Source organism: Pseudomonas sp. 13B_2.1_Bac1, from assembly GCF_025466155.1.
GTDB classification, from domain to species: domain Bacteria; phylum Pseudomonadota; class Gammaproteobacteria; order Pseudomonadales; family Pseudomonadaceae; genus Aquipseudomonas; species Aquipseudomonas aylmerensis.
In genome coordinates, this window is sequence record NZ_JANLOH010000101.1 from 24300 (window position 1) to 39707 (window position 15408).

The 15408-nt window shown below is 59.0% G+C and carries 14 protein-coding genes; 3 read left to right on the forward strand and 11 right to left on the reverse strand.

Annotation, left to right across the window (positions count from 1 at the left end; translation table 11 throughout):
• Positions 1–13: 13 nt before the first annotated feature.
• The 7 genes from greA to grpE form a co-directional block, all read right to left on the reverse strand.
• Complete coding sequence (gene greA, locus NTD80_RS24735) at positions 14–490, reverse strand: transcription elongation factor GreA (RefSeq protein ID WP_003235048.1); 477 nt, start codon at positions 488–490, stop codon at positions 14–16.
• The gene (gene carB / locus NTD80_RS24740; RefSeq protein WP_065910267.1) at positions 487–3708 is read right to left on the reverse strand and encodes a carbamoyl-phosphate synthase large subunit; all 3222 of its coding nucleotides are present in this window, start codon (positions 3706–3708) and stop codon (positions 487–489) included. Before carB ends, greA begins: the two co-directional genes overlap by 4 nt.
• Before the next feature lie 105 nt (positions 3709–3813).
• Positions 3814–4950, reverse strand: a complete 1137-nt coding sequence (gene carA / locus NTD80_RS24745) for a glutamine-hydrolyzing carbamoyl-phosphate synthase small subunit (protein ID WP_065910266.1) — start codon at positions 4948–4950, stop codon at positions 3814–3816.
• 259 nt (positions 4951–5209) lie between these two features.
• A complete protein-coding gene (gene dapB / locus NTD80_RS24750; protein WP_065910264.1) occupies positions 5210–6016 on the reverse strand; it encodes a 4-hydroxy-tetrahydrodipicolinate reductase in 807 nt (268 codons plus the stop codon).
• Positions 6017–6025: 9 nt separating this feature from the next.
• The gene (gene dnaJ, locus NTD80_RS24755) at positions 6026–7150 is read right to left on the reverse strand and encodes a molecular chaperone DnaJ (RefSeq protein WP_065910262.1); all 1125 of its coding nucleotides are present in this window, start codon (positions 7148–7150) and stop codon (positions 6026–6028) included.
• Between the two features lie 317 nt (positions 7151–7467).
• Complete coding sequence (gene dnaK / locus NTD80_RS24760; protein WP_065910260.1) at positions 7468–9384, reverse strand: molecular chaperone DnaK; 1917 nt, start codon at positions 9382–9384, stop codon at positions 7468–7470.
• Between the two features lie 102 nt (positions 9385–9486).
• The gene (grpE, locus tag NTD80_RS24765; protein ID WP_106802601.1) at positions 9487–10047 is read right to left on the reverse strand and encodes a nucleotide exchange factor GrpE; all 561 of its coding nucleotides are present in this window, start codon (positions 10045–10047) and stop codon (positions 9487–9489) included.
• 254 nt (positions 10048–10301) lie between these two features.
• On the opposite strand from grpE, the gene recN reads away from it, so the two are divergent.
• Positions 10302–11975 carry a DNA repair protein RecN gene (gene recN, locus NTD80_RS24770; protein WP_106802600.1) on the forward strand — a complete coding sequence of 558 codons (1674 nt, stop codon included), beginning with the start codon at positions 10302–10304 and terminating at the stop codon, positions 11973–11975.
• Positions 11976–12061: 86 nt separating this feature from the next.
• Here the strand turns inward: recN and fur are convergent, their stop codons facing one another.
• Positions 12062–12466, reverse strand: a complete 405-nt coding sequence (gene fur, locus NTD80_RS24775; protein ID WP_003194220.1) for a ferric iron uptake transcriptional regulator — start codon at positions 12464–12466, stop codon at positions 12062–12064.
• Positions 12467–12564: 98 nt separating this feature from the next.
• Here fur and NTD80_RS24780 point away from each other — a divergent pair, with 98 nt between their 5' ends.
• The gene (locus tag NTD80_RS24780; protein WP_065910254.1) at positions 12565–13092 is read left to right on the forward strand and encodes an outer membrane protein assembly factor BamE; all 528 of its coding nucleotides are present in this window, start codon (positions 12565–12567) and stop codon (positions 13090–13092) included.
• Between the two features lie 63 nt (positions 13093–13155).
• Here NTD80_RS24780 and NTD80_RS24785 read toward each other — a convergent pair whose 3' ends face one another.
• Both NTD80_RS24785 and NTD80_RS24790 read right to left on the reverse strand, forming a co-directional pair.
• Positions 13156–13458 (reverse strand): RnfH family protein, encoded by a 303-nt coding sequence (locus tag NTD80_RS24785; protein WP_106802599.1) that lies wholly within the window; start codon positions 13456–13458, stop codon positions 13156–13158.
• Positions 13451–13885 carry a type II toxin-antitoxin system RatA family toxin gene (locus NTD80_RS24790; protein ID WP_005791512.1) on the reverse strand — a complete coding sequence of 145 codons (435 nt, stop codon included), beginning with the start codon at positions 13883–13885 and terminating at the stop codon, positions 13451–13453. Before NTD80_RS24790 ends, NTD80_RS24785 begins: the two co-directional genes overlap by 8 nt.
• A gap of 167 nt (positions 13886–14052) precedes the next feature.
• Here NTD80_RS24790 and smpB point away from each other — a divergent pair, with 167 nt between their 5' ends.
• On the forward strand, positions 14053–14535 hold the full coding sequence (gene smpB, locus NTD80_RS24795) for an SsrA-binding protein SmpB (RefSeq protein WP_060752280.1): 483 nt from the start codon (positions 14053–14055) through the stop codon (positions 14533–14535).
• 35 nt (positions 14536–14570) lie between these two features.
• On the opposite strand, the gene NTD80_RS24800 is transcribed toward smpB, so the two are convergent.
• Positions 14571–15338, reverse strand: a complete 768-nt coding sequence (locus tag NTD80_RS24800) for a GntR family transcriptional regulator (RefSeq protein ID WP_065910250.1) — start codon at positions 15336–15338, stop codon at positions 14571–14573.
• Positions 15339–15408 lie beyond the last annotated feature (70 nt).

The window sequence follows — 15408 nt, forward strand, 5'->3', positions numbered from 1 at the left end:
CGGGCGCCGCCGTTCAGACGTGACGGACTTCAACAATCTCGTACTCGATCACGCCACCCGGTGTCTTGACCGCCACCACGTCACCCTCTTCCTTGGCAATCAAGGCGCGGGCAAGCGGGGAGCCGACGGAGATCTTGCCGAGTTTGAAGTCAGCTTCGTCTTCCCCGACGATGTGGTAGACCACGCTTTCGTCAGTCTCGACGTTGGCGATTTCCACGGTGGTGCCGAAAATCACCTTGCCGGTCTTCGGAATGGTCGTTACGTCGATGACCACCGAGTTCTGCAGGCGGCCTTCGATGTCACGGATCCGCGCCTCGACCATACCTTGCTGCTCGCGAGCAGCATGGTATTCGGCGTTTTCCTTAAGGTCACCCAGTTCGCGGGCCGTACCGATGTCCTGGCTCAGCTTTGGACGTACGACCTTGGTCAAATGGGCGTGCTCCTCTTCCAGGGCCTTGAAGCCCTGGACGGTCATTGGGTATTTGGTCATGCCTTCAATCCTGCGTGTAGATCCTGCAAGCGACGCACGGTCTTTTCCGGACCGAACTTGAGTGCTTCGCAGATGGCTTCGCCAGCAGCAATGGTGGTGGTGCAGTAGATCTTGTGCTGCAAGGCGTTACGACGAATGGAATAGGAGTCCGCGATCGACTGGCGACCTTCGGTGGTGTTGATGATCAGCGTGACTTCGTCATTCTTGATCATGTCGACCACGTGCGGACGGCCTTCCGTCACCTTGTTCACGCGACGCACTTTCAGGCCGGCAGCCTCGATCAGCTTGGCGGTCCCGGCGGTGGCCACGACTTCAAAGCCCAAGTTGATCAGATCACGGGCCACGCCTGCAACCAGTGGCTTGTCGTCATCACGCACGCTGATAAACGCAGTACCGCCGGTCGGCAGCACTTCGCTGGCACCCATCTGGGCCTTGGCGAATGCTTCACCGAAGGTATCGCCCACGCCCATCACTTCACCGGTGGACTTCATCTCTGGGCCCAGGATCGGGTCCACACCAGGGAATTTGGCGAATGGGAACACCGCCTCTTTCACACTGTAGAAGTTCGGAATGATTTCCTTGGTGAAGCCGATTTCCTTCAGGGTCTTACCGGCCATCACGCGGGCAGCGATCATGGCCAGGGACACACCGATGCACTTGGAAACAAATGGCACGGTACGCGAAGCGCGCGGGTTGACTTCGATGACGTAGATGTCTTCGCCTTGCAGCGCCAACTGTACGTTCATCAAGCCGACCACACCCAGTTCCAGGGCCATTTTCTTGACCTGTTCGCGCATCTCGTCCTGGATGTGCGCCGGCAGCGAGTACGGTGGCAGCGAGCACGCCGAGTCACCGGAGTGAACACCCGCCTGCTCGATGTGCTGCATGATCGCGCCGATCACGACGTCAGTGCCGTCGCAGACCGCATCCACATCCATTTCGATGGCACAGTTGAGGAAGTGGTCCAGCAGCACCGGGCTGTCGTTGGACACCTTCACCGCGTCGCGCAGGTAACGCTTGAGTTCTTCTTCTTCGTAGACGATTTCCATCGCCCGACCGCCCAGTACGTAGGACGGACGCACCACCAGCGGGTAGCCGATCTTGCTGGCGGCGCGGATGGCCTCGTCTTCGCTGCGCACGGTGGCGTTCGGCGGCTGACGCAGGTTCAGGCGTTCAACCATCTGCTGGAAGCGCTCACGGTCTTCCGCACGGTCGATGGCATCTGGGCTGGTGCCAATGATCGGCACGCCGGCCGCTTCAAGGGCACGCGCCAGTTTCAGCGGGGTTTGGCCGCCGTACTGGACGATCACGCCTTTTGGCTTCTCGACGCGCACGATTTCCAGCACGTCTTCCAGGGTCACTGGCTCGAAGTACAGGCGATCAGAGGTGTCGTAGTCGGTGGAAACAGTTTCCGGGTTGCAGTTGACCATGATGGTCTCGTACCCGTCTTCGCGCAGGGCGAGAGCGGCGTGTACGCAGCAGTAGTCAAACTCGATACCCTGGCCGATACGGTTCGGACCGCCGCCCAGGATCATGATCTTGTCGCGACCCGACGGGGCGGCTTCGCACTCCTCCTCGTAGGTGGAGTACAGGTAGGCGGTGTCGGTGGAGAACTCGGCGGCGCAGGTATCAACGCGCTTGTAGACCGGGAAGATCTCCAGCTTGTGGCGATGCGTGCGCAGGTTCTTCTCGGTCACACCCAGCAGCTTGGCCAGGCGCTGGTCGGAGAAGCCTTTGCGCTTGAGGCGGAACATCATGTCGCGGTCGATGCTGGCCAGACCGAGGGTCTTGACCTTCTCTTCTTCCTTGATCAGATCTTCGATCTGCACCAGGAACCACGGGTCGATCATGTTCATGCCGAAGATGTCTTCGACAGTCATGCCAGCGCGGAAGGCGTCAGCCACGTACCAGATACGCTCGGCACCCGGCACGGTCAGCTCGCGCTTGAGCACGCTCATGCTTTCCGGGTTGCTCAGGTCGAGCTTCTCGTCCAGGCCGCAAACGCCCACTTCCAGGCCGCGCAGGGCTTTCTGCAGGGACTCCTGGAAAGTACGGCCGATGGCCATGACTTCACCGACCGACTTCATCTGAGTAGTCAGGCGCGCATCAGCCTTGGCGAATTTCTCGAAGGCGAAACGTGGCAGCTTGGTGACGACGTAGTCGATGGACGGCTCGAAGGACGCCGGGGTCTTACCGCCGGTGATGTCGTTCGACAGCTCATCGAGGGTGTAACCCACAGCCAGCTTGGCCGCGACCTTGGCGATCGGGAAGCCGGTCGCTTTCGATGCCAGGGCCGACGAACGCGATACACGCGGGTTCATCTCGATCACGACCATGCGGCCAGTGTTCGGGCAGATACCGAACTGAACGTTGGAACCGCCGGTTTCCACGCCGATCTCGCGCAGTACCGCCAGGGAGGCGTTACGCAGGATCTGGTATTCCTTGTCGGTCAGGGTCTGTGCCGGAGCAACGGTGATCGAGTCACCGGTGTGCACGCCCATCGGGTCAAAGTTTTCGATGGAGCAGACGATGATGCAGTTGTCCTTTTTGTCGCGGACAACTTCCATTTCATATTCTTTCCAGCCGATCAGCGATTCATCGATCAGCAGTTCCTTGGTCGGCGACAGATCCAGACCACGGGCGCAGATTTCTTCGAACTCTTCACGGTTGTAGGCGATACCGCCACCGGTGCCGCCCATGGTGAAGGACGGACGGATGATGCACGGGAAGCCGAGGGTCTCGAGGACTGCGTTGGCTTCTTCCATGGTGTGGGCGATACCGGAGCGCGGGCACGCCAGGCCGATGGACTTCATCGCCTTGTCGAAACGCGAACGGTCTTCAGCCTTGTCGATGGTGTCGGCATTCGCGCCGATCATCTCTACGCCGAACTTCTCCAGCACGCCTTCGCGCTCCAGGTCCAGGGCGCAGTTCAGTGCAGTCTGGCCGCCCATGGTGGGCAGCAGCGCGTCCGGACGCTCTTTCTCGATGATCTTGGCAACGGTCTGCCACTTGATCGGCTCGATATAGGTGGCGTCGGCCATGGCCGGGTCGGTCATGATGGTCGCCGGGTTGGAGTTCACCAGGATGACGCGGTAGCCCTCCTCGCGCAGGGCTTTACAGGCCTGGGCGCCGGAGTAGTCGAATTCGCAGGCCTGGCCGATAACGATCGGGCCAGCGCCGAGAATCAGGATGCTTTTTATGTCTGTACGTTTTGGCATGGGTTTGTCACTCAAATCCGCAGGTCAGTCGGCAAGCCGTCTTGAACATTCTTTGAAGAGCCTGCGGGGGCCACCGACAGTCGGGGCCGCCCGCAGGCCACTCAGTCAGCGTCGCTTGGCCATCTCATTGATGAAACGGTCGAACAGCGGCGCTACGTCGTTCGGGCCCGGGCTTGCTTCAGGGTGGCCCTGGAAGCTGAATGCGCTCTTGTCAGTGCGCTCGATGCCTTGCAGGGAGCCGTCGAACAGCGACTTGTGAATTGCGCGGACGTTGCCCGGCAGGGTCGCTTCATCCACCGCAAAGCCGTGGTTCTGGCTGGTGATCATCACAACGCCAGTGTCCAGGTCTTGCACAGGGTGGTTGGCACCGTGGTGGCCGTGCCCCATTTTCAGGGTCTTGGCGCCGGAGGCCAGGGCCAGCAACTGGTGACCCAGGCAGATACCGAAGACCGGAATTTCGGTTTCCAGCACATCCTTGATCGCCTGGATGGCGTAGTCGCAAGGCTCGGGGTCACCCGGACCGTTGGACAGGAACACGCCGTCCGGTTGCAGGGCGAGCACATCGCTGGCCGGGGTTTGCGCAGGCACCACGGTCACGCGGCAACCGCGCTCGACCAGCATGCGCAGGATGTTGTACTTGATGCCGTAGTCGTAGGCGACGACGTGGTAAGGCAGCTCAGCGGCCTCGATGGTCGCGTGGCTGTCAGTCTTCAAATCCCAGACGGTGGAGCGCCACTCGTACTTTTCCTTGGTGCTGACGACTTTCGCCAGGTCCATGCCTTTCAGGCCAGGGAAGCCTTGCGCAGCAGCGATCGCTGCCTCTTCGGAAATATTCTCACCGGCCATGATGCAGCCGTTCTGCGAGCCTTTTTCACGCAGGATGCGTGTCAGGCGACGCGTATCGATACCGGCGATTGCCACAACATTGTTGGCTTTCAGGTAATCGGACAGCGACATCGTGTTACGCCAGTTGCTCGCGACCAGTGGCAGGTCACGAATTACCAGACCCGCCGACCAGACACGATCAGACTCGACGTCTTCCGGTGTAGTACCGGTGTTGCCGATGTGCGGATAAGTCAGGGTAACGATCTGTTGGGCGTAGGAAGGATCGGTAAGGATTTCCTGATAGCCGGTCATGGCGGTGTTGAACACCACCTCTCCAACGGTTTGACCGTCGGCTCCAATGGCTTCGCCGCGAAAAATGCTGCCATCAGCAAGGGCGAGTATGGCTGGCTTAGTCAAGAAGACCTCCCGTAAATAAAGCCTGAAAGGGCGATCGCAGGTTGTAAAAAAGCGGAGTGACGTATGGACACGTCACCCCGCTTCTTCACCGAATTATTCTGCGCGCTTTTAGTGGACACACTAAAGCTGTAGCTTACAGAAAAAGGCTTTTTTGGTCCACCGCTAATGAGCCTTAAAGGCAGGGGAATGCGACAGGACGTCGCTTAGCGGGTAAAAACGGGGCCTCAGGATAATCCTGAGGCCCGATTTTAGCTACTGATTAGTGCAGATCCAGCACGTCACGCATGTCATACAGACCCGGCTCACGACCTTCCAGCCAGAGCGCAGCACGGACGGCGCCCTTGGCAAACGTCATGCGACTGGAGGCCTTGTGCGTGATCTCCAGGCGCTCACCTTCAGTGGCAAACAGCACGGTGTGATCACCCACAACATCACCACCGCGCACGGTCGCAAAGCCGATGGTGTCACGCGCACGCGCACCGGTATGACCTTCACGGCCATATACGGCCACCTTGGACAAATCGCGGCCCAACGCATCAGCGATGGCTTCACCCATGCGCAGCGCGGTGCCCGACGGCGCATCGATCTTGTGACGATGATGGGTCTCGATGATTTCGATATCCGCCTCATCACCCAACACGCGGGCCGCCAGATCCAGCAACTTGAGCGACAGGTTCACGCCCACGCTGAAGTTGGCCGCGAAGACGATCGGGATGTCCTTGCCCGCCTCCACCAGCAACTGCTTCTGCTCGGCACTCAAACCCGTCGTACCGATCACCATGGCCTTGCCCGCCTTGCGGCAGAACGCCAGGTTTTTCAGCATCACGTCAGGCAGAGTGAAGTCGATCAACACGTCGAACTCTTCAGCCACCTGCTCCAGGCTGCTCGACAACGACACACCGATACGGCCCAGCGAGGCCAACTCGCCCGCATCTGCACCAATCAACGTGCTGCCCGGGCGAACGATGGCTGCGGTCAACCCGGAGGCCGGCGAGCGCTGCTGCACCGCCTCGACCAGCGTCTTCCCCATGCGCCCGGCAGCGCCCATAACGGCTATACGTCGCATATCCACTCCTTACAGGTCGCCGAAGAAGCGCTTCACGCCATCGAAAAACCCAGTGGTTTTCGGTGAATGGGAGTCGTCACCTTCCAACGAACTGCGGAACTCTTCGAGCAGCTCACGCTGACGACGCCCCAGGTTGACCGGGGTCTCGACCGCTACGCGGCACATCAGATCGCCTGCACCACCGCCGCGCACCGGCGCAACACCCTTGCCACGAATACGGAACTGCTTGCCGGTCTGAGTACCCTCGGGGATCTTCAGCTTGACCCGACCATCCAGGGTCGGAATCTCCAACTCGCCGCCCAAGGCTGCATCGACAAAGCTGATCGGCACTTCGCAGAACAGGTGCTTGCCGTCGCGCTGGAAGATCGAGTGCTCACGCACATTGATCACCACGTACAGGTCACCGGTAGGGCCACCCTGGGTGCCCGCCTCGCCCTCACCCGACAAGCGGATGCGGTCTCCGGTATCCACACCCGCCGGCACTTTGACCGACAGGGTCTTGTACTCTTCGACGCGACCTTCGCCGTGGCACGAGTCGCACGGATCGGAAATGATCTTGCCCTGGCCATGGCAACGCGGGCAGGTTTGCTGCACCGAGAAGAAGCCCTGCTGCATACGGACCTGGCCGATACCGCCACAGGTCGGGCAGGTGATCGGCGAGGAGCCTTTCTTGGCGCCCGAGCCGTCGCACGGCTTGCAATTAACCAGCGTCGGCACGCGGATGTTGACGCTGGTACCGCGCACGGCCTCTTCCAGGTTCAACTCAAGGGTATAGCGCAAGTCACTGCCACGCTGGGCGCCACCACGCTGGCCACCCCGGCCACCGCCGAAGAAGTCGCTGAAAACGTCGCCGAAGATATCGGAGAAGTTCTGGCCGCCGAAACCTGCACCGCCGCCGCCCATGCTCGGGTCGACACCGGCATGACCATACTGGTCGTAAGCCGCACGCTTGTTCGGATCAGAAAGGCATTCGTAGGCCTCGTTGGCCTCCTTGAACATTTCTTCGGATTCTTTGCTATCCGGATTACGGTCCGGGTGGTGCTTCATCGCCAGGCGACGGTATGCCTTTTTCAGGTCCGCATCGCTGGAGCCGCGCTCCACACCCAATACTTCGTAATAGTCACGCTTTGCCATAAGTCTTTGCACTCTTAAGGACGTTTGGCCAGACCCTCCTGAGCCTTGCCAAACTCGTTGAGCCCCAATACAGGCCCGGACCCAACTCACGTCAATTCAACGATCCTGGTCATTACTGCTTTCAGCCAGGGACCCGGCCAAAAACACGGTGACTGTCGCCCGGGAAGCAGGAGCATTCCCGATCACACCGCCAACATCCGAGCGTTGTCGCATGTTGTAAAAATTCGCATACCCCAGACACGCCAACGCGGGAGCAAGCTCCCGCGCGGCGACATCCTACCAGTCACCGCTTGATAGCGGTCAACCGGGCGACCAACTTACTTCTGGTCTTTAACTTCTTCGAACTCGGCATCGACAACGTCGTCGTGCTTGGCTTCAGGCTCTGCGTGCTGTGCAGCACCATCAGCCGGCTGGCCTTGTTCGGCGTACATTTTCTGAGCAACCGGTGCGGAGACTTTCGACAGCTCCTCAACCTTGGCTTCGATGGCAGCCTTGTCGTCGCCTTTGATGGCGGCTTCCAGGGCAACCACGGCAGCTTCGATTGCGGTCTTCTCCTCAGCAGTCACTTTATCGCCAGCATCCGCGACCATTTTGCGGGTCGAGTGAACCAGTGCATCACCCTGGTTACGGGCGCCAGCCAGCTCGGCAAACTTGGCATCTGCGTCGGCGTTGGCTTCAGCATCACGGATCATCTGTTGAATTTCTTCATCAGACAGACCGGAGTTGGCCTTGATGGTGATCTTCTGCTCTTTGCCAGTCGCCTTGTCCTTGGCACCTACGTGCAAGATGCCGTTGGCGTCGATGTCGAAGGTCACTTCGATTTGTGGCACGCCACGTGGTGCTGGTGGAATCTCGGCCAGATCGAACTTGCCCAGGGACTTGTTCTGAGCCGCTTGCTTACGCTCACCTTGCAGCACGTGAATGGTCACAGCGCCTTGGTTGTCGTCGGCAGTCGAGAACACCTGGGATTTCTTGGTAGGAATCGTGGTGTTTTTCTCGATCAGCGCAGTCATCACGCCGCCCATGGTTTCGATACCCAGGGTCAGCGGGCTGACGTCCAGCAGCAGCACGTCTTTCACGTCGCCGGCCAATACCGCGCCCTGGATGGCAGCACCCATGGCAACCGCTTCGTCCGGGTTCACGTCTTTACGTGCTTCCTTGCCGAAGAACTCGGTTACTTTCTGCTGTACCAGTGGCATACGGGTCTGACCGCCCACCAGGATCACGTCGTTGATGGAACCAACGTCGATACCTGCGTCTTTCAGGGCAATGCGGCAAGGTTCGATGGTGCGCTGAACCAGGTCTTCAACCAGTGCTTCCAACTTGGCGCGAGAAATCTTCACGTTCAGGTGCTTAGGACCGGTGGCGTCTGCAGTGATGTACGGCAGGTTCACGTCGGTCGACATGCTCGAGGACAGCTCGATCTTGGCTTTTTCAGCAGCTTCCTTGAGGCGCTGCATAGCCAGCGGGTCACCCTTGAGGTTCATGCCGCTTTCTTTCTTGAATTCGTCAACGAGGTAGTCGATCAGACGAATGTCAAAGTCTTCACCACCCAGGAACGTGTCGCCGTTGGTGGCCAACACTTCGAACTGGTGCTCGCCGTCAACTTCAGCGATCTCGATGACCGAGACGTCGAACGTACCGCCACCCAGGTCATAAACGATCACAGTGTGGTCGCCCTTGGCCTTGTCCATACCGTAGGCCAGAGCGGCTGCGGTAGGTTCGTTGATGATACGTTTTACGTCCAGGCCCGCAATGCGGCCGGCGTCTTTGGTCGCCTGGCGCTGGCTGTCGTTGAAGTAGGCCGGAACGGTGATGACCGCTTCAGTCACTGCTTCACCGAGGTAGTCTTCGGCAGTCTTCTTCATCTTTTTCAAGACTTCAGCCGAGATCTGCGGTGCAGACATCTTGTTGCCATTGACTTCAACCCAGGCGTCGCCGTTGTCAGCCTTGGCGATTTTGTAAGGCACCATCTTGATGTCTTTCTGTACGACTTCTTCGTCGAACTTACGACCGATCAGACGCTTCACCGCGTACAGGGTGTTGTGCGGGTTGGTGACAGCCTGACGCTTGGCCGACTGACCAACGAGGATCTCGCCATCATTTGCGTAAGCAATGATCGACGGCGTGGTACGCGCGCCTTCGGCGTTTTCGATAACTTTGGCTTTGCCGTTTTCCATGACGGAGACGCAGGAGTTGGTGGTCCCCAGGTCGATACCGATAATTTTGCCCATGATTTACTCTCCCGAAACTTGAATTTGGATGCCGCAGCAGTGGTGGCTAACTGCGGTAGCACTTAAACGCTTGACTTATAGATGGGGGCCTTACGGCGTATTTCAAGCCTGCTCATCAATAGAAGGCGAAACCGGTGCAGGAGCCTTGCTCACTACAACCATCGCCGGGCGCAGCAAGCGACCATTGAGCTGATACCCCTTCTGGAACACTTTCAACACGCTGTTAGGCTCCAGGTCATGGCTTTCCTGCATGGCCATGGCTTGGTGATGCTCAGCGTTGAACGGTTCGCCGCCGGTTGGATCGATAGCTTCCAACTGATAACGCTTCAGGGTGTCCTGGAACATTTTCAGGGTCAGTTCGATCCCTTCGCGCATTGGGCGGATGTTTTCGTCGTCCGGGTTGGACAACTCAAGGCCACGCTCCAGGCTGTCGATGATCGGCAGCAAGTCACCGGCGAATTTTTCCAGCGCGAATTTGTGAGCCTTCTCAACATCCTGCTCGGCACGGCGGCGGACGTTCTGCAGATCGGCGGCAACACGCAAAGACTGGTCCTGCGCAGCGGCCAATTGCTCTTCGAGCACTTGCACACGCACGGCCAGGTCTTCCGAGCCAGCCTGGGTAGCGTCTGGAGTTTGCGTATCCTGCGTCTGTTCGTCAGCCATAGATTTCTCCTTTCAAAATCATGCGCGAACTCAACTCGCGCTTCTGTTCCGGTATATGGGGCCACAATTTCAGGGTTCAAGGGTGCAGGCGTTACCAAAAGTCTTTCCCATGACCGGGATCAATTCCTGCCGCATCATTCCTCATTGCACTAAAAAAAGTGACGACTCAAGCAAATCGAGCTAAGCGCCAGGATTGTCAGCCCTGAACAAAACACTGTATAAATAACCAGACCTAAAGCCTGGGAGCGACGTTCATGCTCGTGCACCTGTCCGTACATAACTACGCCATCGTTGAACACCTGGATCTCGAACTGGATCGCGGGATGAGCGTAATCACAGGCGAAACCGGCGCCGGCAAATCGATCATGCTCGACGCGCTCGGCCTGACCCTGGGCGATCGCGCCGACAGCGGCGTGGTGCGTCCGGGTGCGGACAAGGCCGACATCCTGGCTACCTTCGACCTGGCAGACATCCCCGAAGCCGAGGCCTGGCTCGCCGAGCGCGACCTGAATAATGAGGGGCCGTGCATCCTGCGCCGGGTGATCACCGCCGAAGGACGCTCGCGAGGCTACATCAATGGCACGCCCTGCCCGCTTGGCGACCTGAAAGCCCTGGGCGAGTTGCTCATCGATATCCACAGCCAACATGAACACCAGTCCCTGCTGAAAACCGACACCCACCGCCGCCTGCTCGACGAATATGCCGGCGCCACCGACCTGGCCCGCCAGGTGCAGCTTGCCGCTCAACGCTGGCGCCAGACCCGCCAGGAATTGGAGCGACTCTCCAACTCCGGCGACGAGCAGCGCGCTCGCCATCAATTGCTCAGCTACCAGCTTGAAGAGCTCGAGAGCCTGGCACTCGGCGAGACCGAGCTGGAACAACTCGAACAGGAACATAAGAACCTCACCAATGCCGAAACCCTGTTGGGCATCTGCCGCCAAGTGGTGGAGCAATGCAGCGAAAGCGATTCCGGCAATGTGCTCAACGCACTGACGGCCAGCCTCAACCGATTGTCCAGCGTCAATAATGCTTCGGGCTCGCTCAGCGAGGCCACCACCCTGCTGACCAGTGCGCAGATCCAGGTAGAAGAAGCCGTGGGCGAGCTGAATCGCTTCCTCGACCACTTTGATGCCGACCCCTCCCGCCTGCAGGAAATAGAGGAGCGCCTGGACACTATCTATACCCTGGCGCGCAAACACCGAATCCAGCCCACCGAAGTGGCCACGATGCAGCAGAAGCTGCTGGATGAAATCGAAACACTGAATGCCAACGACGAATCCATCGAACGATTAGGCGATGAACTCGCATCCTTTGCCCGTCATTATCAAGAGAAGGCCCGCGAGCTGAGCGACCTGCGCCAGCAAGCAGCCGCCAGCCTGGCCAGTGCCGTAGAGCAGGAGATCCAGCGCCTGGGCATGCCGGGTGGGCGTTTCACGATTGAATTGCGCGCCAATGCCAGCAATGAGTTGCAGCCCCACGGCCTGGAGCAGGTAGAACTGCTGGTCAGCGCCAACCCTGGCCAGCCGCTCAAGGCGCTGGCAAAAGTGGCATCCGGCGGCGAATTATCGCGCATCAGCCTGGCGATTCAGGTGATTACAGCCCAAACGTCACGGGTGCCTACGCTGGTATTCGACGAAGTGGACGTCGGTATCGGCGGGCCGACCGCAGAAATTGTTGGCCAGTTGTTGCGACGCCTGGGGGATAGAGGCCAGGTGCTGACGGTGACTCACTTGCCACAAGTAGCGGCACAGGGGCATCAACATCTGTTTGTGCACAAGGTGCGCGGCGATGAAGCGACACACACAGCCGTGTCCAAGCTGAACAAATCGGAACGTGTTGAAGAAGTGGCTCGGATGCTCGGCGGTATCGACCTGACCAAAGAGTCCCTGGCCCACGCGAAGAAAATGGTGGTGGCCGCGAAAGCCTGAAGCCAGCACTTTCTCCCTTATAGAAAGCACGAAGGCGACCCTAGGGTCGCCTTCGATCGTTTCGCAGAGTGAATCTGCGTCGATTTTTACTTTTTCTTACGGATGTACAGGACCAGATTATGGTCAACCAGATCGAAGCCATGCTCCTCAGCAATCTTATGCTGCAGCGCTTCAATCTCAGGGCTGGTGAACTCGATAACCTCATTGGTATCCAGGTCAACCATGTGGTCGTGATGACCACCGTCAGCCAATTCGAACACTGCATGACCGCCGTCGAAATTATGACGAACCACCAGCCCTGCGGCTTCAAACTGGGTCAGCACACGGTAAACCGTGGCCAGGCCAACGTCCTCGTTAGACTCCATCAGCGCCTTGTAAACATCCTCGGCACTCATGTGGCGCTGCTCAGCAGAATCGAGCATTTGTAGAATCTTGACTCGTGGCAGAGTCACTTTAAGACCGGCTTTGCGTAGTTCGCTATTTTCAACCATGGTTAGCTTTCTCGCGGATGCTGCTTCGCAGCTTCTCTTAATACGGGTATGATCGGCGTTTACGTTGTCCCAGCCAAGATAGTGGAAGTCGCCCACCGATGCAAAACACCAAGCTCTTGCTAACCAGTTTCACCTTTGTGGGACTGCTCGCACTCGCCGGTTGTTCATTCCCCGGGGTTTACAAAATCGACATCCAGCAGGGCAATGTCGTCACGCAGGACATGATAGACCAGTTACGCCCGGGAATGACCCGACGGCAAGTAAGGTTTATCATGGGCAACCCCCTGCTGACCGACACTTTCCATGCTGATCGCTGGGATTATCTCTACAGCATCCAGCCGGGTGGCGGTGAACGCCAGCAGGAGCGCGTCAGCGTCATTTTCAATGGCAATGACCAACTCGTCAGCCTGTCTGGTGACTTCATGCCCGGCGTGAGCCGAGATGAAGCCTTGCTCGGCAAGGACAACGGCGCCAACGTGACTGCCCCTGCGCAGGAAAACGAGAAGCCGAAGTCTGAAGTGCCAGCCAAACCAGGCTCATTGCTCGACAAGATCCAGAAAGACGTCGACGGCGTGGAAACTGTGCCGGTCCCGACGCCACAGCCTCTGGACACCAGCCCGCAGTAACTGAGCGGCGCCCAATAAAAAACCCGGCATGCCGGGTTTTTTATTGCCTGCTGTTTGGCAAGCCTATGGATTTTGCTGTTTGGCCAGCGCCGCCTTGGCTGCACGCAAGCGGCGCACCTCTTTGGGATCGGCCAGCAAAGGCCGGTAAATCTCAATACGATCGCCCGCCTGCACGACTCGCACGTCGGGGTCCGCAATCACCTTGCCAAATATCCCCAAAGGGCAATCAGCCAGATCCAGCGCCGGAAACTGCGCCACGATCCCGCAAGCCTGCACCGCCGCTCGCAAGCTGGTGCCTTCGGGCACCGCCGCCGCCAGCAACACCTGCCGATCTTCTGCGGCGTATACCACCTCAATTTCAACCATGCAGCTGCTTGGCTCGCTGGCAAAACGCATCCACCAGGGTATTGGCCGCCTGATTGAACAGTGGCCCCAGTGTTGCTCGCACGATAGGCCCCGCGTAATCAAACGACAGGTCCAGGCTGATCTTGCACGCCTTGTCCGTCAGCGCCTTGAACACCCACACACCATGCAATTGGGTGAACGGCCCCTCCTGCAGGTTCATTTCAATGGATTTCCCGGGCACCAGTACATTGCGCGTAACGAAATGCTGGCTAAGACCGCCCTTCGCCACGCCAACGCTGGCGACCATGTGCTCATCACTGCTTTCCAGCACCTCGGCAGTCGAGCACCAAGGCAGGAATTCCGGGTAACGCGCAACGTCGTTGACCAGGTCATAGAGCGCCTGTGCCGGGTAGGGCAGCAACGCCGAACGTTGAATATGCGTCGTCATGTGTGCGTCATTTCCACTGCTGAGGCAAAACATCGCGAAAGAACAGCCCGATCCGCGAGAGAAAAAAACCAAAGAACTGCCTGCATTGTCCGGGATTCGTCCAACACGCTCAAGCACGCAGGTTGACCGTAGCCGACACGCTCGCAACTCCCTATAATGCCGCCCCTATGGCTAAACAAAAGAAACACCCCACAGGGACCATCGCGCAAAATAAAAAGGCGCGACACGATTACTTCATCGAACATCGTTTCGAGGCTGGTCTGGTCCTGGCCGGCTGGGAAGTAAAAAGTCTGCGCGCCAGCAAGCTGCAACTGGTCGACAGCTATGTGCTGCTCAAGGATGGCGAGGCGTGGCTGCTCGGCAGTCATATCACCCCGCTGACCACCGCGAGCACCCACGTGATTGCCGATCCGGTGCGCACGCGCAAGCTGCTGCTCAACGCCCGCGAGATCGACAAGCTCGCCGCCGCCGTGCAGCAGAAGGGCTATGCCTGCGTCTGCCTGTCCTGGTATTGGAGCAAGCACCTGGTCAAGTGCGAGATCGCGCTGGGCAAGGGCAAGAAGGAATACGACAAGCGTGATACCGAGCGCGAGCGCGATTCCAACCGGGAATTGCACCGCGCCGTACGCAACAAGGGCAAGGAAGAATAATCCTTGTCGCGGTGTAGCTTCGGGAACGCCCGCGGCTACATCCCCTTGCGCCGCTCGGCACGCGCCACGCGCTGAACCTCCTGACGCACCTCTTCCAACACCTCCTGCACATACAGCAGGTGACGTGTTGAAACCTCTCGCGCCTGCTCCGCCCGCCCCTCGATAATCGCCAGGTACAAATCCCGGTGCTGACTGATCAGCATGTCGCGGGTTTCCGTGCGCTGCTGATACATGCCGCCGATGTTGGTGACCACGTTACGCTTGAGCAGATCGAACAAGCCGCGAATCGTGTGCAGCAGCACCGCATTGTGGCTGGCCTCGGCAATCGCCAAGTGGAACCTTGCATCCGCCGCCCCCTCCTCCGCCCGGCTCACGTCATCGGCGCGGGTGTAGCAATCCTGTAGTGCTTCGAACGCCGCCGTCAGCCGCTCGCGATCCACCTCGGTGGCGCGCAATGCGGCGTAATAAGCACAAGAAGCTTCCAGGGTCTGGCGAAATTCCAGCAAGTCACGCTGCGCTTCGGGATTGTTCTCCAACAGATGCAACAGTGGATCACTGAACGTAGACCCCAGCGACTCCGCGACATAGTTACCACCGCCCTGACGACTCACGAGCAAGCCCTTGGCCGCCAGCTTCTGGATTGCTTCGCGCAATGACGGGCGCGACACGCCAAATTGCTCAGCCAAGGCCCGCTCGGCCGGCAAGCGCTCACCCGACTTCAGCGTGCCCTCAAGGATCATGCCCTCAAGCTGCTCGACAATATCGTCAGACAAACGGCGCTGACGCACCTGATCAAACCCCATAACTCACTCTCCACCATCCCGACCACTCGCCGGGCCCTCTATTCTGGCCTATCGCCGCGCTTGCAGCACC

Excerpts from the sequence above, each read along its gene's own strand:
- NTD80_RS24785 (WP_106802599.1), bottom strand. The coding sequence starts at position 13,458 with ATGGTTGAAATTGAGGTGGTATACGCCGCAGAAGATCGGCAGGTGTTG.
- NTD80_RS24780 (WP_065910254.1), top strand. The coding sequence starts at position 12,565 with ATGCAAAACACCAAGCTCTTGCTAACCAGTTTCACCTTTGTGGGACTG.
- grpE (WP_106802601.1), bottom strand. The coding sequence starts at position 10,047 with ATGGCTGACGAACAGACGCAGGATACGCAAACTCCAGACGCTACCCAG.
- dnaJ (WP_065910262.1), bottom strand. The coding sequence starts at position 7,150 with ATGGCAAAGCGTGACTATTACGAAGTATTGGGTGTGGAGCGCGGCTCC.
- fur (WP_003194220.1), bottom strand. The coding sequence starts at position 12,466 with ATGGTTGAAAATAGCGAACTACGCAAAGCCGGTCTTAAAGTGACTCTG.
- carB (WP_065910267.1), bottom strand. The coding sequence starts at position 3,708 with ATGCCAAAACGTACAGACATAAAAAGCATCCTGATTCTCGGCGCTGGC.
- smpB (WP_060752280.1), top strand. The coding sequence starts at position 14,053 with ATGGCTAAACAAAAGAAACACCCCACAGGGACCATCGCGCAAAATAAA.
- greA (WP_003235048.1), bottom strand. The coding sequence starts at position 490 with ATGACCAAATACCCAATGACCGTCCAGGGCTTCAAGGCCCTGGAAGAG.
- recN (WP_106802600.1), top strand. The coding sequence starts at position 10,302 with ATGCTCGTGCACCTGTCCGTACATAACTACGCCATCGTTGAACACCTG.
- dapB (WP_065910264.1), bottom strand. The coding sequence starts at position 6,016 with ATGCGACGTATAGCCGTTATGGGCGCTGCCGGGCGCATGGGGAAGACG.
- dnaK (WP_065910260.1), bottom strand. The coding sequence starts at position 9,384 with ATGGGCAAAATTATCGGTATCGACCTGGGGACCACCAACTCCTGCGTC.
- NTD80_RS24790 (WP_005791512.1), bottom strand. The coding sequence starts at position 13,885 with ATGACGACGCATATTCAACGTTCGGCGTTGCTGCCCTACCCGGCACAG.
- NTD80_RS24800 (WP_065910250.1), bottom strand. The coding sequence starts at position 15,338 with ATGGGGTTTGATCAGGTGCGTCAGCGCCGTTTGTCTGACGATATTGTC.